At 67.4% G+C, this 20,985-nt stretch carries 21 protein-coding genes; 8 read left to right on the forward strand and 13 right to left on the reverse strand.

What is annotated here, in order from left to right; all coding sequences use genetic code 11:
- The first annotated feature begins 77 nt into the window (after window positions 1–77).
- Complete coding sequence (locus tag SPDO_RS09680) at window positions 78–1,745, forward strand: PAS domain-containing protein (protein ID WP_088367274.1); 1,668 nt, start codon at window positions 78–80, stop codon at window positions 1,743–1,745.
- Between the two features lie 23 nt (window positions 1,746–1,768).
- Here SPDO_RS09680 and SPDO_RS09685 read toward each other — a convergent pair whose 3' ends face one another.
- The 10 genes from SPDO_RS09685 to SPDO_RS09730 form a co-directional block, all read right to left on the reverse strand.
- The gene (locus tag SPDO_RS09685) at window positions 1,769–2,050 is read right to left on the reverse strand and encodes a hypothetical protein (protein WP_088367275.1); all 282 of its coding nucleotides are present in this window, start codon (window positions 2,048–2,050) and stop codon (window positions 1,769–1,771) included.
- 40 nt (window positions 2,051–2,090) lie between these two features.
- Entirely contained in the window at window positions 2,091–3,254 is a 1,164-nt protein-coding gene (gene uvsE, locus SPDO_RS09690; RefSeq protein WP_088367276.1) for a UV DNA damage repair endonuclease UvsE, read from the reverse strand.
- Window positions 3,251–4,321 carry a single-stranded-DNA-specific exonuclease RecJ gene (locus tag SPDO_RS09695; protein ID WP_211280039.1) on the reverse strand — a complete coding sequence of 357 codons (1,071 nt, stop codon included), beginning with the start codon at window positions 4,319–4,321 and terminating at the stop codon, window positions 3,251–3,253. Before SPDO_RS09695 ends, uvsE begins: the two co-directional genes overlap by 4 nt.
- A 59-nt stretch (window positions 4,322–4,380) precedes the next feature.
- Window positions 4,381–5,334, reverse strand: a complete 954-nt coding sequence (locus tag SPDO_RS09700; RefSeq protein WP_245829354.1) for an FAD:protein FMN transferase — start codon at window positions 5,332–5,334, stop codon at window positions 4,381–4,383.
- A 23-nt stretch (window positions 5,335–5,357) separates the two neighbouring features.
- A complete protein-coding gene (locus SPDO_RS09705; RefSeq protein WP_088367277.1) occupies window positions 5,358–6,215 on the reverse strand; it encodes a DUF4198 domain-containing protein in 858 nt (285 codons plus the stop codon).
- An 11-nt stretch (window positions 6,216–6,226) separates the two neighbouring features.
- Entirely contained in the window at window positions 6,227–6,703 is a 477-nt protein-coding gene (locus SPDO_RS09710) for a DUF2271 domain-containing protein (protein WP_088367278.1), read from the reverse strand.
- An 11-nt stretch (window positions 6,704–6,714) separates the two neighbouring features.
- Complete coding sequence (locus SPDO_RS09715; protein WP_088367279.1) at window positions 6,715–7,437, reverse strand: PepSY-associated TM helix domain-containing protein; 723 nt, start codon at window positions 7,435–7,437, stop codon at window positions 6,715–6,717.
- A gap of 91 nt (window positions 7,438–7,528) precedes the next feature.
- A complete protein-coding gene (gene ppc / locus SPDO_RS09720; protein WP_088367486.1) occupies window positions 7,529–10,198 on the reverse strand; it encodes a phosphoenolpyruvate carboxylase in 2,670 nt (889 codons plus the stop codon).
- A 32-nt stretch (window positions 10,199–10,230) separates the two neighbouring features.
- Complete coding sequence (locus SPDO_RS09725; protein WP_088367280.1) at window positions 10,231–10,641, reverse strand: EF-hand domain-containing protein; 411 nt, start codon at window positions 10,639–10,641, stop codon at window positions 10,231–10,233.
- A gap of 22 nt (window positions 10,642–10,663) precedes the next feature.
- Window positions 10,664–11,233 (reverse strand): HNH endonuclease, encoded by a 570-nt coding sequence (locus tag SPDO_RS09730; RefSeq protein WP_088367281.1) that lies wholly within the window; start codon window positions 11,231–11,233, stop codon window positions 10,664–10,666.
- Between the two features lie 99 nt (window positions 11,234–11,332).
- On the opposite strand from SPDO_RS09730, the gene SPDO_RS09735 reads away from it, so the two are divergent.
- The 6 genes from SPDO_RS09735 to SPDO_RS09760 all read left to right on the forward strand — a co-directional run bounded on the left by SPDO_RS09735 (window position 11,333) and on the right by SPDO_RS09760 (window position 16,222).
- Window positions 11,333–12,124, forward strand: a complete 792-nt coding sequence (locus SPDO_RS09735) for an enoyl-CoA hydratase/isomerase family protein (RefSeq protein WP_088367282.1) — start codon at window positions 11,333–11,335, stop codon at window positions 12,122–12,124.
- A gap of 63 nt (window positions 12,125–12,187) precedes the next feature.
- Window positions 12,188–13,018, forward strand: coding sequence for a tRNA glutamyl-Q(34) synthetase GluQRS (gluQRS, locus tag SPDO_RS09740; protein ID WP_088367283.1), 831 nt, complete (start codon window positions 12,188–12,190; stop codon window positions 13,016–13,018).
- A 9-nt stretch (window positions 13,019–13,027) separates the two neighbouring features.
- Entirely contained in the window at window positions 13,028–13,264 is a 237-nt protein-coding gene (locus tag SPDO_RS09745; protein WP_088367284.1) for a twin transmembrane helix small protein, read from the forward strand.
- Between the two features lie 156 nt (window positions 13,265–13,420).
- A complete protein-coding gene (gene egtB / locus SPDO_RS09750; RefSeq protein ID WP_088367285.1) occupies window positions 13,421–14,674 on the forward strand; it encodes an ergothioneine biosynthesis protein EgtB in 1,254 nt (417 codons plus the stop codon).
- Window positions 14,675–14,729: 55 nt separating this feature from the next.
- The gene (gene egtD, locus SPDO_RS09755) at window positions 14,730–15,707 is read left to right on the forward strand and encodes an L-histidine N(alpha)-methyltransferase (RefSeq protein WP_088367286.1); all 978 of its coding nucleotides are present in this window, start codon (window positions 14,730–14,732) and stop codon (window positions 15,705–15,707) included.
- A gap of 11 nt (window positions 15,708–15,718) precedes the next feature.
- Window positions 15,719–16,222, forward strand: coding sequence for a hypothetical protein (locus SPDO_RS09760; RefSeq protein WP_088367287.1), 504 nt, complete (start codon window positions 15,719–15,721; stop codon window positions 16,220–16,222).
- A 36-nt stretch (window positions 16,223–16,258) separates the two neighbouring features.
- Here the strand turns inward: SPDO_RS09760 and kynU are convergent, their stop codons facing one another.
- The 3 genes from kynU to SPDO_RS09775 are packed head-to-tail and all read right to left on the reverse strand — an operon-like array spanning window position 16,259 to window position 20,482.
- Complete coding sequence (gene kynU / locus SPDO_RS09765; protein ID WP_088367487.1) at window positions 16,259–17,464, reverse strand: kynureninase; 1,206 nt, start codon at window positions 17,462–17,464, stop codon at window positions 16,259–16,261.
- 32 nt (window positions 17,465–17,496) lie between these two features.
- The gene (locus tag SPDO_RS09770) at window positions 17,497–18,321 is read right to left on the reverse strand and encodes a tryptophan 2,3-dioxygenase (protein ID WP_245829356.1); all 825 of its coding nucleotides are present in this window, start codon (window positions 18,319–18,321) and stop codon (window positions 17,497–17,499) included.
- 40 nt (window positions 18,322–18,361) lie between these two features.
- Complete coding sequence (locus SPDO_RS09775; protein ID WP_158212172.1) at window positions 18,362–20,482, reverse strand: DUF3857 domain-containing transglutaminase family protein; 2,121 nt, start codon at window positions 20,480–20,482, stop codon at window positions 18,362–18,364.
- Window positions 20,483–20,642: 160 nt separating this feature from the next.
- Between SPDO_RS09775 and SPDO_RS09780 the strand changes: the two genes are divergently transcribed.
- The gene (locus SPDO_RS09780) at window positions 20,643–20,981 is read left to right on the forward strand and encodes a hypothetical protein (RefSeq protein WP_088367289.1); all 339 of its coding nucleotides are present in this window, start codon (window positions 20,643–20,645) and stop codon (window positions 20,979–20,981) included.
- The last annotated feature ends 4 nt before the right edge of the window (window positions 20,982–20,985 follow it).

Genomic DNA, 20,985 nt, shown 5'->3' on the forward strand with positions numbered 1-20,985 from the left:
CAGAAAAAGGCTCTGGGCACACACCGACTGACGTAGAAGGCGGTGGCCAGAGCGCCGGTGTACCCGCAGAAGGATCGATGGACGTCGGCGGACACGAGCCGATCGGTCGCGGCAGCGACGGCAAGCGCCATTGGCGCGAAAGCACGATCACCGAGCCTGGTCTCGACAGCCGCGGCAATGTGTTCTTCGCCGCAATCGAGATGACGCGGATGCCGATGATCCTCACCGATCCGCATCAGGACGACAATCCGATCGTCTTCGCCAACAAGGCTTTCCTCGATCTGACCTTGTACGAGGAAGAGGAAGTCTTGGGCCGCAACTGCCGCTTTCTGCAGGGCGCCCGTACCGATCCCGAAAGCGTCACCGAATTGCGCAACGCGGTCGCCTCGACCAGTTCGATCGCGCTCGAAATCCTGAATTACAAGCGCGACGGCTCGCCATTCTGGAATGCGGTTTTCATCGGCCCGGTGTACGACACCACGGGCAATCTGCTGTACTTCTTCGCCAGCCAGCTCGACGTCACGCGCCGGCGCGAAAGCGAACGCTCCTACCTTCAGGCACAGAAGATGGAAGCGGTCGGCCAGCTGACCGCCGGCCTGGCGCACGATTTCAACAATCTGCTGCAAGTCGTGAACGGCAATCTCGAGCTCGCGGTGGCGCGCAGTTCGGACGAGCGCGTGCTGCGCTATCTGGAAAGCGCGCGCGGCGCGGCCGAACGCGGCGCGAAGCTGACCGGCCAGTTGCTTGCCTTCGCGCGCAAGACACGGCTTGATCCGCGCCCCGTGGATGTCAGCGAATGCCTCAACGGCTTTGCCGACGTGATGGAAAGCGCGCTGGGCCGAAAGGTGGAGCTGCATTTCAGCGTTCGTCGCGGCTTGCCCAAGGCGCTGCTCGATCCGCAGCAGTTCGAAATGGCGGTGCTGAACATCGCGATCAACGCCAAGGATGCGATGCCGGGCGGCGGGGTGATCGAGCTTTCCACAGCGCGGGTGAAACTCAACGGCGATGCCGCCGCACGCGGCCTTTCGCCGGGCGAATATGTCGCGGTGCAGGTGCGCGATGAGGGGCAGGGCATGCCGCCCGAGGTGATCGAGCGCGCGACCGAGCCGTTCTTCACCACAAAGGGCGTCGGCAAGGGCACTGGCCTCGGACTCGCCATGGCCAGTGGCTTCGTGCAGCAATCGCGCGGCCGGCTGGAGATCGAAAGTGCGCCGGGCAAGGGTACGACCGTCCGGATGCTGTTTCCCGTTGCATCCAGCGAACTGCACGATTTGCCGCAGGAGCCGGAGAAACGCAGCAAGGCCGCTTCGTCGGGAAAGTCCGGCGCGCACATCCTCGTCGTGGAGGATAGCCCGGAAGTGCTCGCACTCGCCCGCGAGATCCTGGAGGAAGTCGGCTATCGCATCACCACGGCCGAAACCGGGGAAGACGGCTTCGCCACCTTCAAGGCCGAACCGGAAGGCTCGGTCGACCTAGTGTTCACCGATCTGGTGATGCCCGGCGGCATGAACGGCATCGTGCTGGCACAGGAGATCGCCAAGATCGCACCCGACGTCCCCGTGCTGATGACGACCGGCTATAACGAGGAGCTGGTCGCCGATGGGCCGCTGCGAAGTGGTCTGGACGTATTGGGCAAGCCGTATCGCCGCAGCGACCTGCTCGACCGCGTGCGCCAGGCGCTGAACCGCAAGGGCGACGGTGGCCCACGTCGCAACATATCGGATTACGGCTCAGCCGAGGAATGATCGGCTAAGCCGTGATCCGCGCGTCAGATCACATCGGGTAGCGGCGCCGTTCCCTCGGAGCGGCAGACGTGCAGCACCTCGGCGCAATGTTCGCCTGCCCAAGCGAGACCTGCCGCTTCGGCGTCGTCATAGCTGCCATACGGATCGCCGCCGACCAGCGACACCGACTCGGCCTCCTCGCCATCGCCGCACCGGACCAGCACCGATCCGGCGAGCCGGAACTGGCCGCTGTCCAGCTCCTGGATGCGGATGCAGTCGGCGTTGCTCGGTGCCGGTTCGCCCGCGGGCAGCTTCTTTATCTCCATGTTATCTCCCTTTCGTCACCCGCCGCAACGCGCGAGGCGGCTATTCCGCCGCTTCGGCCAGTCCTTCATCGACATCGGGCTCGTCGTCCGTATCCACCCCGCCGTCGAGCCGCGCCTCGTCGTCGGCGAACTCGGCCGCATCGCTCGCGGTGATCCCGAACCGCACCGCCACATCGGGGGCGAAGCGGAGCAGGTCCGGGCGCAGCCGCAACAGGCTAAGATCCTTGGACTTGCCCTCCATCATCACGTCGAAGAACAGCCCCTCGGCCATCCGCATGAAGGTCGCGAACTCGAACGGGTTGGTAAAGTCGGCATGGCCGGTCCAGATCGGCGGGCGCAGCACCGTCTTCACCCGCGCGGTGTCCTTCACCGGCGCCTTCAGCACCTCGCCCGACTTCGCGCGCCCCTTGCCGGCCTTTGCCGCGGCGCGCTGCTTGGGTGTGATCTTCTGCTTGATCTCGCGCATCTCGGTACGCGGCGAGGAAAAGTGGATCTTGGGCCGGACACCCGCCGGCCAGGTCGCCAGAAACCGCTCCAGCGTCTCGCGCATGTCGAGCCGCTCGGGGTTGAGGCACCAGAAATGCTGATAGTCGAAGATCAGCCGGACGCCGGTGCGCTCGTGGATCCACAGCACATCGGCGGCGGAAAAGCGGATGTCGTCATTCTCCAGCACCAGCCGGCGCTGCACATGCTCGGGGCATTGCTCCCATCCCTCGATCCAGCGCGCGCGGCTCGCCTCATGGTCGTCGTACACGCCGCCGACATGGGTGATCATCACCGCTTCGTCGTCCAGCTCCATCCGGTCGAGCATCTCCGCCTGGCTCGACAGGTCCCAGATGCTCTTCTTGGTCAGGTCCGGGTTGGGCGCGTTCAGCAGCACATATTGCGACGGGTGGAACGACAGGCGGATGTCGTAATCGCGCGCCTTTTTTCCGAACGCGCGCAGCTCCGCGTCACTCTCCGCCACCATGTTGTGGAACTGCGGCATGTCGGGATGCGTCGCGTAAGGCGCGATGTCCGACGACAGCCGGTACATGTCGAGATCCTCACTCTTCAGATACTCGAGCACGTCGTCGAGCAGCTCGAGCGAGCATTTGAGGTGCGGGTTCTTCTGCCAGCGCCGCGTGTCGCCGGATTTCAGCCCGGGCTTGCCCATCACCTTCACCGGAAAGCCCAGGCGAAGCGGGCGGCTGTTGTCGGTCATGATGGCACCTGTGCCTGAGGAAAGCCGAGTTCGCGGACGAAGCCGTTCCAGTCGTCCGCGCGGAGCGCCCCGCCGGTCGCCTGCGCATGGCCGTTGCCATAGCGTCCGTCGGCGCCCGCCGGGCGGTGCTCGGCCAGAAAGTCGATGAGATTGCGCCCGCTCGCCGATCGCGCCGCGAAATGCACCCAACCGGGGCGGTATCCACGGTTGGCGGCGATCACGATCTTGTCCTTCAGCCGCCCGCGCCATTGCTGCGCGATCAGTGGATGGATCTGGCACGGCGTGTCGAGCGGGATCAGCGCCACGTCGCCCACCACAATCGGCGCGGTGCGCTTGCCCGCATCCATCGCGGCGCGCACCTCCAGCTTGGCGGCGCGCAGCGCCTCGGCATCGGCGTCGGTGCCCTTGGTGATCGCCTTGGGCCCATCGGCGCGCAGCAGCAGGCGCAGCGCCCGCCCGGCATCCGCCGCCGCGGTCCGCCGTGGCGCGTTCAGCAGCGACACCGCATCGCGCAGCGCGGTCTTGCCCCAGCGCGCCTGCGCCTCGCCCAGCTCGGGAAAGTCGCGCCCGTCCTCCATGTCACCGATCAGGCCGATCGCCGCGAGCCACAGCATGTCGCTCACATCGCCCAGCGCCGCCGCAGCCCAGCAGGCGAGCAGCGCGCTGGTCGGCTCGGGCGAGAGGCCGTTGCCGCTGATCGTGATCGCGTTTTCGGGATCGCCGGTCGGCACGTGATGGTCGATCACCAATGTCGGGCAACCCGGCAACACCGGGTCCGCGCGCGTGCCCAGATCGGCGAGGATCAGCCCGCCCGGCGCATGCGCGGCAAGCCGCGCGCGCACCGCATCGTCCCACGGCGTCTCGCCCTTGCCGGTCAGCTCGATCGCGACATGGTGCCCGGCACCTTCCAGCGCGCGCGACAGCAAGGCGGCGGCGGCCAGGCCATCCGCGTCGAAGTGCGACAGGATCACGATCGGCCGGTCCGGTGCGAAAGAGGCCAGCGCGTCGCGCATCGCCGCCGCGGCGGCGTCACGCAGGTCGGGGGCAGAGGCGAGGCGGCCAAGCATCGCACCTAAACGCAAGCGGGCCGCCAGAGGCTCCCGATCCGTTCGCAACGCCGCTGCCGTCAGTCCTCGATCAGCGACGCCAACGCCGGGCTGATCCATTCGCGCACCCCATCGCGCTGCCGGATCAGCGCACGGACCATCAGCCCCCTTGCCTTCGCCAGCGCGATCATCTCGTCAGGCGCAACCACGCCAAGCGCCGTCGCCCAGCCATCCGCCAGCATCGCCGATCGGTGTACCACGCTGACCGCCAGCGCATGCTCCACCGGCCGTCCCTTGCGCGGATCGATCGTGTGCCGCCCGCGCACGTAGTCGCCCGACGTCGCGACTGCCAATTGGTGCAGCGCCACGCGGATCGGCGTCGCCACCATGCCCGGCGTCTCCAGCTCGACCCACCACGGATCGCCATCCGGGCGCATCCCGAACCCCACGAACTCCCCGCCGATCTCCACCAGACCGTGCCGAATGTCATGCGCCGCCAGCACCGCGGCGAGGCGATCGACCGCATGCCCCTTGGCTATGCCCGACAGGTCAAGCTGGACATCGCTCAGCCGCTGCAACCGCCGCGCCGCCGGATCGAAGTGCAATTGCCGCCACCCGCCCGCAGCCACTACGCCTGCGATCGCCGCCTCATCGGGCGTGCCGACCCGCGGCGTCGGACCATAACCCCACAGGTCCGCCAGCGCGCCGACCGCCGGATCGAACGCGCCGTCCGTCGTTGCGGCAAGTTCAAGCGCCGCTGCCATCACCGTCGCGAAATCGGGTGGCAGCGCCATCCAGCGTCCGACCGGCGATTTGTTGAACCGGCTGAGCAGCGACTCCGGCACCCAATGGCTCACCTCCGCGACGATCCCGTCCAGCATCGCCTCGATCGCACGGGTGAGCGCGGCGAGGTCGAGCCGCAGCGGCGCCGCGAACCGCACCCGCCATCGCGTCCCCATCGTCGCGCCGCCGAGCTCCATTACCGCTGCGCGCGGATCCCACCCCGCGAGCGCCGCCGGGTCGATCGGCGACACGACGAGCCGCGGCGGCAGTGTCGTCAGGGCGCCGGCACCTCAAGCGTGGTGGTGAAGCCCATCCGCCGCTCGGTCGCACGCGGCGCTGTCGCCTTGGCGTCGGTCACGGTGGCGCTCATCCAGTAAACGCCCGGCACCGGCCAGGTGACGTGCAGCACGCCGTCCGCCCCGGTGGTGAGCTCCTGCGCCCCTTCACTCTCGCGAAACTTCTTGGACCCGGGCACCACCATCACCTTGACCCCGGCGGCAGGCTTGCCGTCGACCAGGAAGCGGAACTGCCCTTCCTCGTCGGCGACCAGCGCGGCCGGGTGGGTGATCGGCTGCATCTCCAGCCCCTTGCCCGTCGGCGTGAACACGTCCTCGCTCGGTGCGCCGGCGGTGACGAAGATCGCGTTGCGGTTCATCACTTCGGTCAGCTTCACGTCGGTGGCGCCCGCCGGGATGTCGGCGGCGGTGGCAACGACCTTCGGCATCGGCCGTGCGGCGGCACCCGCGGCCGGTGGCGGCCCGCGCCGCCCGCCAACGCGCCATTGCTCGCCGTTCAGCATGAAACCCCCCATCACCGCATCTGTCTCGGTGCCGATCTTCCACGTCCCTGGCTTGTCGATCTTGACGTCAAAGGTGGTGCGATGCCGTCCCTTGGCGGCATTCTCGATCGTGCCGCTGCTGCCATCGGGCGCCTGCACCGCGATCATATCGGGGTTCATTGCGACATGATCGGGATAGAACAGGTCGTTCGACGCCGCCGCGTCCACGGTGACATATTGGCTGGTGTCCGACAGCGTCGTGGTCGACGGCAGCAGCCACTGACGATGCGCCAGCGCCGGTGCGGCAAGCGATACGGCGGCAGTGGCGGCGAACAGCAGGTGGGTCAGGCGCATAAGGTGAATCCTCAACGAACGGTGACGGTGCCGAGCTCGGTGCTGCCCTTGGCAGTGCCGCCGCGGCGCGGAACGGTGATCGGCACGCGCACCAGCTCGCGCCCGCCGGTCTCGCGCGCGGCCTCGACGTTCAGCACATAGGCGCCGGGCGCCAGCCCTTTGGGCAGCGGGATCTGATAGGTGCCGGGCGCGCGCGTCGCGCCGCTGACGCCATCGGCGGGCAGATGCAGCGACCGGCCGCCCTTGCGCCACCAGCTGCGCAGGTCGGCGAGCCATTTGGTGCCCGGCTCCGCGCCGCGCTTCTTGATGTCGTACCACACGAAAACGGTCCGCGCCGGCCCGCCCGCCGCCGGCTCCAGCCAGCCCGCTACATAGGGCCGGTGATATTCGGCGACCTTCAGCTGCGGCACGGTGACACTGACGGTCTGCGCAGCGGCAGACCCGGCGACGAGCGGCGCACCGATGGCGAGCAGATGGGATGGGCGCATGCGTTTTCCCCTCAATGGATCAGGAACAGGGCCAGCAGCAGCGGCACGAGCAGGCTCGTGGCGACCAGCGGCCAGGTGGACGGGCGGTGTCGCGCGTGGAGCTGGAGCAGCAGCAGCCCCGTAAGCGTGAAGACGATGCAGGCGACCGCAAAGACGTCGATGAACCAGAACCAGGCATCGCCGGTGTTCCGCCCCTTGTGCAGGTCATTGAGGTACGACACCCAGCCGCGCCACGTCGCTTCCGCACTGATCGCGCCGCTCTGGCGGTCGATGCTGACCCAAGCATCACGCCCCGGCCCAGGCATCGCGACATAGACCTCATCGTCCGACCATTCGCCCGCGCGCCCCGCTGGGTCGATCGCCACCGCATCGGCGACAGCCTGTGCCACGCGCGGCGGCAGCGGCGCGGCGGCGGCATGATCGCCGCGCAGTTCGGCAAGCCGCGGCGTCGGCAGCATCGCCTCGGCACGCGTGACCTGCGGCTCGGCCCCGATCGAGGCGGCGTGATTCAGCGTGATGCCGGTGATCGCGAACAGGAACATGCCGGCCAACGACACCGCCGCGCTCACCCAATGCCAGCTGTGCAATTGCTTCAGCCAGAAGGCGCGCACCTTCTTCTTCGGCTTGGCAGGTGCGGCGCGATCGGTCGTCGATGGCGCGTGTCGCGACGATGGACGCGGCGTGTCGCTCGACGCCCGCACCCCACGCACCCTTTCCACCTCGCTCGCCTGCATGATCTGCCCCGCAAGAGGCTGGCTGCAGCCTCTACACAGCGGCTAAATCAATCGCGAATAACTCGCAACAGCAAAACGAGACGGCCAGGCCTCACCCCGAATTGCGCAGCGCTGTCGCGATCGCATTGATCGACAGGAGGATGCCCTCGGCGATCCGCGCATCATCCTCGCCGGCGCGGTGCCGTCGCATCAGCTCGATCTGCAGGAGGTTCAGCGGCTCAATATAAGGCAGCCGCAACCGGATCGAGGCATCAAGGCTCGGCTGCTTTTCCAGCAGGCGCGATTGTCCGGTTATCTCCAGCAACGCGTCATGCGTGACCTGCCAATCGTCACGAATACGCGTGAAGATTCGGTGGCCCAGCTTCTCGTCCTCGACCAGGCTCGCATAGCGTTCGGCGATCCCCATGTCGGATTTCGCCAGCACCATCTCCATGTTGGCGAGCGTGGCCGCGAACAGCGGCCAGCCTTCCGCCATTTCGGCGAGAAGCGCCTTGTCCTCGAACGCCGCAATCGCGTGCCCGACGCCGTACCAGCCCGGCAGCATCACGCGCGCCTGCGCCCAGCTGAACACCCAGGGGATCGCACGCAGATCCTCGATCTTGGCGGACTTCTTGCGACTCGCCGGGCGGCTGCCGATCTTCAGGCCCGAGATTTCCGCGATCGGCGTCATTTGCCGGAAAAAGCTGTTGAACCCTTCGGTGCCATAGACAAGGTCGCGATAGGCGTGGAATGCCGTGTCCGACAGCTTGTCCATCGCGCCGGTAAAACTTTCATTCTCTGCATTGGAAAGCGGCGCGGGCGACAGGCTGGTGAGCAACGTCGCCGAGGCCATGGCCTCCAGATTGGTGATCGCGCTTTCGCGCGTGCCGTATTTGCCGGCGATCACCTCGCCTTGTTCGGTGATGCGGATGCGGCCCTGCACCGTGCCGGGCGGTTGCGCGCGGATCGCGGCAAAGCTCGATCCGCCGCCGCGCCCCACCGCGCCGCCGCGCCCGTGGAACAGCTGCATGCCGACGCCCGCCGCCTCGAACACCGGCTTTAGCGCGGTCGACGCCTTGGACAATTGCCAGGTGGAGGTGAGATAACCGCCATCCTTGTTGGAATCGGAATAGCCGATCATCACTTCCTGATGGCCCCGCGCCTTGGCGATCGCGGCGACTTCGGGCAGCGCGAACCACGCGCGCATGATCGTCGGCGCCGCCTCCAGATCGCCGATCGTCTCGAACAGCGGCACCGCCATCACCTGCGCGCTCGGCGGATCGCCGGGGACGTACAGGCCCACTTCCTTCAGCAGCAGATGCACTTCCAGCAGGTCGCTGACCGAGGTGCACATCGACACGATGTACTGGCGGATGCACTGCGGGCCGTAGGTCGCATGCGCCTCCGCCGCCGCCGCGACGATCGCCAGCTCCTTGGCGGTTTCCTCCGAATAGTCGATGAAGCGGCTGGTCAGCGGCCGTGCCGTCGCAAGCTCGCGGTTGAGCAGCGCGACGCGCTCGTCCTCGTCCAGCGCGGTGTAGTCGTCACACACGCCGGCGCACGACAGCAGCTCACCGACAACCCGCTCGTGCACCGCGCTGTTCTGCCGCAGGTCGAGCGTCGCCAGGTGAAAGCCGAATACCTCGACCGCACGGATCAACCGTCCAATCGCGCCGCCACTCGCGAGCAGGCCACCGCCCGCCGCCGACAGGCCGCGCGCCAGCGCCAGCAGGTCGGCGCGCAGCGCGCCGGGGTCGGCATATGGCTCCGCCTCGCGCGCCGCGGGCCGCGGCGGGCGCGTGCCGACCAGCTTGCGATAGGTCGCCGCCAGCCGCGCATAGATGCCCGACAGCGCCCGGCGATAGGGCTCGTCGTGCCGGCTTTGCGCATCGTCGCCGCTCGCCTCGGCCAATGCCATCACCGCATCGTCCACCGGTGCATGTTCGGCCGAAATCGACAGTTCGGACCCAAGCGCATGCAGCTGGTCGAGATAGAAGCCGATCGCCGCGCCCGACGCCTTGCTGAGCGCGACCTTCAGCGATTCGGCGGTGACGAACGGATTGCCGTCGCGGTCGCCGCCGATCCAGCTGCCCGGCCGCAGGAAACCCGGTACCCGCTGTCCCATTGCCCGGTCCCACCGCTGATACAGCGCGGGAATGACCGGCAGGAACACGTCGCGCAGATAGCTGAGCGCGGTTTCCACCTCATCGGTGACGTACAATCGTTCGCGGCGCAGCACGCGCGTCTGCCACAGCAGCGCCACCTGGCGCACGATCGCTTCTTCGATGCGGTCGCCCTCGGGCGTATCCTCCGCCCCCGTATCGCGCAGCGCCATCAGCTCTGCGATCCGATTGCGGTGGTCGATCATGCTCTTGCGGCGCACCTCGGTGGGGTGCGCGGTCAGCACCGGCGCGATCAGCGCGTGCTCCAAGAGGCCGAGCACGGCCTCGCGATCGGTCCCCTCGGTCGCAAGCCGATCCACCGCGGCGGCAACATCGGCGCCCTCTTCGGCGGTGATGCCCTGCCGATCTTCCGCAAGATTGGCGAGCATCGAAAACAGCATAAAGCCGCGCACGACATCCAGCGTCTCGTCGAGCGACAGCGCCTCGAGGTGATGATCGACCGCAATGCCGGTGCCACGGTGCCGCTCCACCGATGCCGATCGGATCTCCTCGGTTGCGGCGAACAATCGCTCGCCGCCAAGCTCGCGGATCACATCCCCCAGGACGCGCCCGAGATAGCGGATGTCGGCATTGTTGGTGATTGAAGGAAGCGTGCTCATGTCGCCATGCTGCATTGCGTCAACCACCGGCGTCAACGCGCAGCTTCGTCAGGTTGGCTTGCGGGCGCGGCCTGCCGCCGCTCGCGATAGGTCTCGCGCTCCTCGCTGGTCAGCGTGCCGTCGCCGTTCAGATCGTTGCGATCGAACCAGCTCAGCATCAGCTCGCTCCACTCCTCCGCGCTCAGCGCGCCGTCGCCATCCTTGTCGCCGCGCTTGACCAGCGACTGCCACCGGTCGGGCAGTTCGTCGGGGGTGATGCGGTCATCGCGATTGACGTCGATGCGGTGAAAACGACGCTCGACCTCGCCGCCGAAATCCAGCCGCGAGGTGACCGTGGGCGGCGTATATTGCGCGGCAGCCGTGTGATTTTCCACGTCGTCACTCTTGCTGCCACAGGCTGCCAGCAGCGTTCCTCCCGCCACCAGCATGATCAATGCTCGCATCCCCGATTAACCTCCCTCAAGATCAGGCTTCGAGCTCAACGTCCCAGTAAAGCCAATCGTGCCATGTCTCGTGCAGATAGTTTGGCGGGAAGCTGCGGCCATGCTCCTGCAACTGCCAGCTGGTCGGCCGGATCGGTTCGATATGCAGCGGCATGGCGGCCTGCTTGGGGGTGCGCCCGCCCTTGCGCAGATTGCATGGGGAGCAGGAGGTGACGACATTCTCCCACGTCGTACGCCCGCCCTGTGCGCGCGGCACCACGTGATCGAACGTCAGGTCGCGCACATGCGTGCCGCAATATTGACAGGCGAAGCGATCGCGCAGGAACAGGTTAAAGCGGGTGAATGCAGGAAATTGCGACGGCTTCACATATTGCTTCAGCGCAATGACGGAGGGCAGCCGGATCGCCTGCGTCGGGCTGCGCACCTCGCGCTCATAATGCGCGACGATATCCACCCGGTCGAGAAACACGGCCTTGACCGCGGTCTGCCAGGGCCAGATGCTGAGCGGATAATAAGATAACGGCGTATAGTCGGCGTTCAGAACGAGCGTCGGGCACGCGTCCGGATGGCGGATCAGATCGGGATGGAACAAGCGGGTCCCCCTTCGATACCGTGTCGTGGCGCGGTGTCACGCCAGTCGATGACGCCATGATGACAGCCGGCGAATCGCCGGGTCAAGGGGAGAGGATATTTGACCGAAACGGTAACCTATGCGGTCGCTGATCACGTCGCGACGATCACGCTCAATCGCCCCGAACGGCGCAACGCGCTGAACTGGGATGCTTATGCCCGGCTGGAGGCGGCGCTGCGCCGCTCGGTCACCGACGAGGAAGTGCGCTGCGTCATCATCACTGGCGCCGATCCGGCCTTCTGCTCGGGTGATGACGTGGCGGAGATCATGGCCGGCCCCGACAGCTTCACCGCGCGCAAGGCGCCGCCGGTGGTGCGGCACCAACCGACACCTGCGGCGATGGCGGCGCTCGAATGCGACAAACCGGTGATCGCGGCGGTGAACGGCGCGGCAGTCGGCTGGGGCATGGAACTGGCGCTCTACGCCGACATCCGCGTCGCGTCGGACAAGGCGAAGTTTGCCGAACTGTTCATCAAGCGCGGGCTCGTCTGCGACGTCGGCGGCTTCTACCGCCTGCCCTCGATCGTCGGCCCGGCCAAGGCGGCCGAGCTGTTGTTCACCGGCGACGTGATCGACGCGACCGAGGCGGCGCGGATCGGCCTGGTGCGCGAAGTGGTGCCGCACGCGGAGCTGATGAACAGCGCCCGCGCGCTCGCCGCCCGCATCGCCGCCAATCCGCCGCTCGCGTTGCGCTACATGAAGGAGGGGCTGCGCCGCGCAGCCTATGGCGATCCGCGCGAGCTGGGCGGCTGGGCGATCGAGACGATCCGCCGCCTGATGGGCACGGAGGATCACAAGGAGGGCGTCGCCGCCTTCATGGAAAAACGCGAGCCGGTTTTCAGCGGTCGCTGATCTGCCCCACGCCGGTATGCCCGGGGCTTGCCCCCGGTGCACCCGCACCGCACATGCCGGCCCGTGATCGTCACCCGCTTCGCCCCGTCGCCGACTGGCCGGCTGCACCTTGGCCACGCCTATAGCGCGATCCTGGCGCATGACGCCGCGCGCCGCGACGACGGACGCTTTCTGCTGCGGATCGAGGATATCGACGGCACGCGCAGCCGCCCGGAGCATATCGAGACGATCCTGGCCGATCTCGCCTGGCTCGGACTTGAATGGGATGGCGCGGTGGTGCGCCAATCGGATCGCCTGCCCGCCTATGCCGACGCGCTCGAGCGGCTGCGGGCGTTGGGCCTGCTCTACCGCTGCTATTGCACCCGCGCCGAGATCGCCGCGGCCAGCCTGTCCGCACCGCATGGCGCCGAGCCGCTCTACCCCGGCACCTGCCGCACGCTGGCGATGGCACACCCGGATCGGCCGCATTGCTGGCGCCTCGACATGGCACGCGCCGCCGCCCTGGCCGGCCCGCTGCACTGGACCGATCACGGCCAGCGCATCACCGCCGACCCACTTGCCGCCGGCGATGTGGTGCTCGCACGCAAGGACGCGCCCGCCAGCTACCATCTCGCCGTGACGGTCGACGATGCCTGGCAGGGCGTTACCGATATCGTGCGGGGCCAGGATCTGTTCGCCGCCACCCACGTCCATCGCCTCCTCCAGGCGCTGCTCGACCTGCCGACGCCGCGCTATCATCACCACGCCTTGCTCACCGGTCCGGACGGCAGTCGGCTGGCGAAGCGCCACGGCGCCCCCGCACTGGCCGACATGCGCGAAGAAGGCGCGGATGGGCTCGCGCTCGCCATGAACCTTCGGGCAGGGCGGGTTCCCATCGGGGCCGCTGATCCCTAAGTCGGGGTCATGCAAACATTTCTGGTCATCCTCCTCGTTGCGGCGCTGATAGCGACGCTGGTGGCGCTGGTGCGCGGCATTGTCGCCTTTCTGCAAAATGCCAGCGCGGAGGCGCGCGGTACCGGCACCACCGGCCCCACCGCCGGACAGCTCAAGTCCAACAAGATGATGCAGCAGCGCATCCTGTTTCAGGCGCTCGCCATCATCATCGTCGTCGTGATGCTGTTCGCCGCCGGCCGGACCTGACCGGAGGGCTTCGTTCCGGCGCGATGAACCAAAGGCACGGTTGATCGTTATGCGTTGGTCGAGGCTAGCGGATGGCTGTGGGGCGGCCCGCCGTCTCCTGTCCTCGCGCGCGTGCGTGTCCGCTGCGTGCGATCAAGGAGGGAGGGCTCTCGCCAGATGGAACAACGCAAGTCAGCCAGCGCTGATGACCTGACCACCCTGTTTTCCGATGTTCGCGGCTTGAGCGAGGCGCTCGCCGCACCACTCAGCGATGCCGATGCAACCGTCCAGTCGATGGACGATGCCTCCCCCGCGAAATGGCATCTGGCGCACACCACCTGGTTTTTCGAAACCTTTATTCTGCGCGATCACGTGCCCGGCTACCGCCTGCACGACCCGCGCTTTCCCTTTCTGTTCAACAGCTATTACGAGGCGGAAGGCCGGCGTCATGCACGCGGCCGGCGTGGCATGGTGACCCGCCCGACCTTGGCGGAGGTATTGGATTATCGCGCGGCGGTGAACGCCGCCGTTGTCGCCGCGCTGCCGACGCTCGCTGACGATGTGCGCGACCTCGTGACGCTCGGCTGCCATCACGAGCAGCAGCATCAGGAACTGCTGATCACCGACATCCTGCACCTGTTCTCCGAAAATCCGCTGGAGCCGGCAATCTGGCCCGCCGCGCCCAAGGTGCCGGTGGCGATGCCTGCCGCAATCGGCTGGATCGATCAGGACGAACAAGTGGTGGAAATCGGTCACGACGGCCGCGGTTTCGCCTTCGATTGTGAAGGGCCGCGGCACCGCAGCTTGCTCGCGCCGCACGCGATCGCCGATCGAACCGTGACCAACGGCGAGTGGCAGCAGTTCATCGCCGAAGGCGGCTATCGTGAGCCGCGCTGGTGGCTATCCGATGGCTGGGCCTGGGTGCAGCGCGAGCGGATCGAGGCGCCGCTCTATTGGGAACAGCGCGACGGCGTCTGGACCCGCTTCGGCCTCGACGGCCGCCGCCCCGTCGATCCCGCCGCGCCGGTCACGCATGTCAGCTTCTACGAGGCGGACGCCTATGCCAGCTGGGCCGGCGCACGCCTGCCGACCGAGGCGGAATGGGAAAACGCCGCCGCCCGCCATGATGCGCATGGCGGCAATCAGCTCGATGCCGCCGGCCCGGTCGAGCCGCGCCCCGCCGCCGGCGGCCCCGCCTTCTTTGGCGACGTGTGGGAATGGACGGGCAGCGCCTATCGCCCCTATCCCGGCTTCGCGCCGGCCGACGGTGCGGTTGGCGAATATAACGGCAAGTTCATGAACGGGCAGTTCGTGCTGCGCGGCGGCTCCTGCGCGACGCCGCGCGGCCATGCGCGCGCCTGCTATCGGAATTTCTTCTACCCCCACCAGCGCTGGCAATTCACCGGCGTTCGGCTGGCGCAGGATCGCTGACACCATCCCGCGCGGCGCATTCGCGACGACGACGGGACGACCAGGAAGGATAAGGATGCTGAAGCAGGAAATGGAGGACGGCCAGGCGTCCCTCGCCGATCCGCAATTCCGTGCCGACGTGCTGAACGGCCTCACGCTGCGCCCGCGCGCCATCCCCGCGCGCTGGTTCTACGATCGCCGCGGCTCGGATCTGTTCGAGGATATCACCCGCCTGCCCGAATATTATCCGACGCGCACCGAAACCGCGCTGCTGGAACAGATCGGCTCCGACCTCGCGCGCCATGTTGCGCCCGGCGCGGCGCTGGTTGAGTTCGGCTCCGGTTCCTCGACCAAGACGCCGCTAGTGATCGATGCGATCCAGCCGAGCGCTTATGTGCCGATCGACATTTCCGGCGACATGCTGCGCGAATCCTCGCGCGTCGTGTCCGATCGCTACCCGAACATGCTGGTGCTGCCGTTCGAGGCCGACTTCACCCGCCTCGTCGATCTTCCGCGCACCATCGAAAGCACGCCCAAGATCGGCTTCTTCCCCGGCTCGACGATCGGCAACCTGATGCCGCGCCCCGCGGTTGACCTGCTACGCGCGATGCGCGGCTCGCTCGGCGAGGGCAGCCGCCTCATCATCGGCATGGATCGGATCAAGGATCCTTCGGTGCTCGTCCCCGCCTATGACGATGCCGCGGGCGTCACTGCCGCCTTCAACTGCAACCTGCTGGCGCGCATCAACCGCGAACTCGAAGGCACCATCCCGCTCGACGCCTTTCGCCACCGCGCGATCTGGAACGACGACCGCGCGCGCATCGAAATGCATCTGGAGGCGACGCGCGACGTGTCGTTCGAGGTCGAGGAACGCCCCTTCTCGATCACGGCGGGCGAGACGATCCATACCGAAAACAGCCACAAATACGGGCCTCGCGATGCCCGCATCCTGCTGCGCGCCGGCGGCTGGACGCCGGTCGCCGAATGGACCGATCCCGACGGCCTGTTCGCGGTGATCCTCGCCGAAGCGCAGGCGGAACGCCTCGCCCCTTAGGAGACCACCCGGTGAGCGAGACCGCCGACCGCGACGATCCCGAATTGTGGGAAAAGGTGAAGGCCAGGGTGACCGCCGGCGACAAGGGCGGTCACAAGGGTGAATGGTCCGCGCGCAAGGCACAGCTGGCGGTTGCCGAATACAAGAAAGCCGGCGGCGGTTATCGCGGCAAGAAGGATGCCGACAACAGCCTTCACCAGTGGAGCGAGGAGAAATGGGGCACCCGCTCGGGCAAGAAGAGCGAGGACACCGGCGAGCGCTACCTCCCGAAGAAAGCACGCGACGCGCTGACCAGCGAGGAATACGCCCGCACCACCGCCAAGAAGCGCCGCGACACAAAGAAGGGCAAGCAGCATTCCGCCCAGCCGGATGACGTCGCGCGCAAAACCGCACCCTTCCGCCACGCCGACGCCGATCTCACCAGGGCCGAGCTGATGGACATGGCCCGCGCCCGTGACATCAAGGGCCGCTCGACCATGAACAAGGCCGATCTGATCAAGGCGTTGCCCGACTAGCTTCTACGCACGGGCTTTACAGGTAGCGAAGCCCTATCACGTCACCGCCGCACGCTCGGCATAGGCCGGGTCACGCCACGCCTCGGTCTCCATCACCTCGGCGATCATCTCCACCGCACGCCACACATCCTCGTGCGACGTATAGAGCGGCGTCAGGCCCAGCCGCAGCACCTCCGGCGCACGGAAGTCACCGACCACGCCGCGCGCGATCAGCGCCTGGCACACTTCCCACGCATGGGGATGCGCCACGCTGACATGGCTGCCGCGCGTCGCCGGATCGCGCGGCGTCACCAGCGTAAAGCCCGCACCCGCGCACCGCTGCTCGATCCCTGCGATCAGCAGCGCGCTCAGCGACCGGCTCTTCGCCGTCACCTCGGCCATGCTCACGCCGTCGAACGTATCGAGTCCCGCATCCAGCGCCGCCATGCCGAGGATCGGCGGCGTGCCGCACAGGAATGGCGCCATGCCCTCGCCCGGCGCGTAATCGTCGCCGAAATCGAACGGCGCGCGATGACCCATCCAGCCCGTCATCGGCGAGCGGAGCCGCCCGTGCAGCCGCCCAGCGACATACAGGAAGGCGGGTGCACCCGGCCCGCCGTTCAGATATTTATACCCACAGCCGACCGCCATGTCCGCGTCGCAACCGACCAGATCCACCGGCACCGCGCCAACGCTGTGGCTGAGATCCCACAGGATCAGCGCGCCCTTGGCATGCGCCGCCATAGTCAGCGACGCCATGTCGAGCATCGCACCTGTCTTGTAGTGCACATGCGTCAGCATCACGACCGCGGTGTCGCCGTCGATCGCCGCCGCGATCTCACCCACCGGCACGGTGCGCACCTGCCGCCCGGGCAGCAGGTCAGCGATCCCTTGCGCGATGTACAGGTCGGTTGGGAAATTGCCCGGCTCGGTCAGGATCGTCGTGCGATCGGGCTGCGCCTGGCACGCCGCGACGATCAGCTTGAACAGGTTGGCCGAGGTCGAATCGGCGACGATCACCTCGTCCGCGCCCGCCCCGATCAGCGGTGCGATGCGCGCGCCCAGCCGCACCGGCGCCTCGATCCAGCCATGCTTGTTCCAGCTGGCGATCAGATCGTGGCCCCATTGCGCCTCGACCGCCGCTGCCACCCGCGCGGGCGTGGCACGCGGCAGCGCGCCAAGCGAATTGCCGTCGAGATAGATCAGCCCCTCCGGCAGCGTGAAGCGGTCGCGGTACGCACGCAGCGGATCGGCCGCATCCATCGTCTGCGCCTCGGCCAGCGTCGTCCAGCCGCTCACAGCACCGCCCTTACGGTCAGCAATTCGGGAAAGAACACCTGGTCGATCACCCGTGCAAGATACGGCACGCCTGCCGTGCCGCCCGTACCACGCTTGAACCCGATCACCCGTTCCACCGTCTTCAGATGGCCGAAACGCCACAACTGAAAGCGATATTCCAGATCGACGAGCTTTTCCGCCAGCTCGTACAGGTTCCAGTATCGCTCGGGCGCGGCATAGACCGTGCGCCAGCATGCCTCCACACCCGCCGAGGCGACATAGGGCTGCGTCACGTCGCGGTTCAGCTGGTCCTCCGGCACCGGCAGCCCGGCGCGCGACAGCGCCCGCAGCGCCTCGTCATAGATGCTCGGCTGCGCCAGGGCATCGCGCAGCAGTGCCTGCAGATGCGGCGCATCGTCGAACACTGCGATCATCGCGGCGTTCTTGTTGCCCATCAGGAATTCCATCGCGCGATATTGCTGCGACTGGAAACCGGAGCTCGCGCCCAGCTTCCCACGCATCGCGGAATAATCGGCCGGGGTGATCGTCGCCAGGGTCTCCCAGCTGCCGATCAGCTGCTGCTGCACCCGCGCCACCCGCGCCATCATCTTGAACGCGGTGTCGAGCCGATCCTCGGCGATCGCGGTGCGCGCCGCCGTCAGTTCGTGCAGGCACAATTTCATCCACAATTCGGACGCTTGGTGGATGACGATGAACAGCAGTTCGTCATGCGTGTCGGACAAGGGTGTCTGGCACGCGAGCAGCTCGTCGAGCCGCAGATAGCTGGCGTAGGTCGGCCCGCCAGGTGGCGTGGCGGCGTTGGGATCGGCGCGCATTTCCATGCCCCGCCCCTAGCGCGAACCACCCACCCGGCGCAGCCCGTTAGTTCGCCGCCGCTGCCGTCACCGTACCGACCTGGCTCTGACATGGCGGCGCGGCACCGGCGAAATCGGCAAAACTGCCGAACCGGCTGGTGGCGTCCGCCGCCACCGTGCCGCCCTTGCCGGCCACCTCCCAGACATAGGATTTGTTGTTGTCGAACCCGGAAATCGCCGCGTTAAGGGCCGCCGCTTCTGCCGCGCTGATCTCCGGCGCCACGACGCGGCGGCTCTTCACCATGCGCGCGACCTGCCCGTCGAACAACGAGATGCGCCAGTAGGCGATTCCGCCCAGCGTGCGATCCATCGGCTTGGCGGAATAGGACCAGCGAAATCCCTTGCCCGCCGGCGGCACCTTCACCGTCGTCGCATAACAGGAGAATGCCGGATAATCGTTGGCATAGGGCACGTCCTGCGGCTGATCCTTCGGGCGCTTCAGCTCGCTTGGCGGGGGAAAGCCGCCGCCGAACAGATAATGCGTGTGCCCCCCCTTGGCATCGCCCTCCCAATCGACCTTGCCCTCGCCTTCGAGTCCTAGGACGAGCAGGCGATTGTCCTCGTCGAAGCGCCAGCTGGTGCGGCTCGCCTCCACTGCGGGATATTGCTGCCGCCAATAGGCCGTCAGCATCTTGTCCGCGTCGCTCGCCGCCACCCCCGCGAGCTGTGCGCGAACGCCGTAGATCTCATCGCCGCGCAGCGTCTGCTGGATGCGATAGCGGCCCGGCTGATCGAACCCCGCCGAGGCATCGATGTCGACCACCTCGATCCGGTTCGGCAGCCGCGGCGCGGGAAATACCAGTGCCTCCAGCGCCGCACCGTCGGCGCGCAGCGGCAATACCCAGCGCGACAGTGGCGCCTCCAGCGCGGCGAGCGTACGATCGCCCAGCCGCGTACCGTCCAGCCATACGGGCGCGCCATTCACCGTGGCGCGCACCACCACATGGTCGAACATCGCAGGCGTCGGCAACCGCTCGTTGATCCCATCGCCGCCCTTGCTCGCCACCAGCACCGGCTCGGCCGCGATCCCCATCTCGCGGAGCAGCGCGATCAGCAGCGCGGTCTTGCCTTTGCAGTCACCGAACTTGCGGCTCCACGTCTCGTCGGCATTAGCCGGGCGGTAATTGCCGCCGTCCAGCCCGACATAGACGTAGCGGATGCGGTCCTGCACCAGCCGCAGCGCCGCCTCCACGCGGCGCGCCGGATCGCTCGTTTCCGCCGCAATACGCTGCGCCTCGGCGCGGATCGGCGAATTGGGTGCCAGCGCCGCTGCCTGGGTGTAAGAATCGGCAAAGCCGCGCGACAGCGTCTGCCAGTCGGCATAGCCGCTGAACTGCACCAGCCGGTTGATGAGATAGCGCACCGGGGCCTGCTCGGGCAGCGTCGCACTCGCCGGATCGGTCAGCAGGTATAGCCGCTCGGTCTGGTCGCCGAGATCGCGCACCACCGGCTCGGGCAGGTCGCCCGTGCTGCGATACGCCACCGGCACGTTCTTGTCGGCCAGCACGCGCAGCCGGTAAGCGCCGCGTATCCCGATCATCGGAAATTGCTGGAAGCCGTCTGCCGCATCCACCGGCACCACGCCACGCCGCCGCTTGGTCGCGGCGAATTCCAGCTCGTCCCCGACCTGCAATCCCGCCGCCTGCAAGGTCGCGGTGAGGTCGCCGTAGAGCATGGATTGCTCCAGATCGTTCTCGCGCTGGATCACCGCGAACTTCTGCGCGCCGATCACGTCGATCGTCTGCCCGCCGCGGATGATCACCAGCCGATGAACAATCATCTCTTCATTGGCGGGCGACCAGGTGATCGCGATATTGCCAGCCGCCAGCCCCTCGGGCGACAGCAGCTTCATGCGCCAGGCCTGATATTCCTCCTGCACCCCCGCGGTGATCCGCGCCTGCGTATCCGAATAGATGACCCGCAGCGGCGCGCCCGGCGGCAGCGGCGCGTCGGTCGCGCTCGGCGGCGCGATCACCCACGCTGGCGCGGGAGCATAGAGCACGTCGCGCGCTGTCGTTCGGGCACTCTGCGCCTTGGCCCCGGTGGCAGCGCCATCGCGCAACGATTGCGCCGCCGTCTGGCTGGCCAGCGCGCCCGCCAGCAGCACCGAAAAACCTGCAACCCGCATGCGTCCCCCCCTATGTCCCCGCCCCTTGCTATCAGCGCGCGGGCGGGTTCGCGAGCCACCATATCGGCCCCGCTTTTCCGATCGACATGGCGCCAGCAGCGGCTCGATGGAAGGAAGCAGCGGATGGCACCGGTCCGATCCAGCCGCTAAGCGGAGCGCCATGGATTATGTCGCGATGAAGAACTTTGTCGGCACTTGGTTCGAAAGCGGTGGCGATGCGCTGTTGCACGTCCACGGCGGCATGCTGGTGCTGATCCTCGCGCGTCTGATCACGCGCCGCTCACTCGCGACGCCAATCCCGCTCCTGTGTGTCGTCGCGCTCCAGACGCTCAACGAATGTATCGATCGCTACAACCACGGCTCGTGGCGTTGGCCCGATACGATCGGCGATACCGCCAACACCCTGTTCTGGCCCGTGGTACTGTTCATTGGCCTGCGCCTGCGCCGTCAGCGCGAGAACAGTGGTCGGGCCGTGGCGGATGCGGAAGCGGCGCTCTGACGCG

The sequence above is a fragment of the Sphingomonas dokdonensis genome (assembly GCF_002197685.1).
Taxonomy (GTDB): domain Bacteria; phylum Pseudomonadota; class Alphaproteobacteria; order Sphingomonadales; family Sphingomonadaceae; genus Sphingomonas; species Sphingomonas dokdonensis.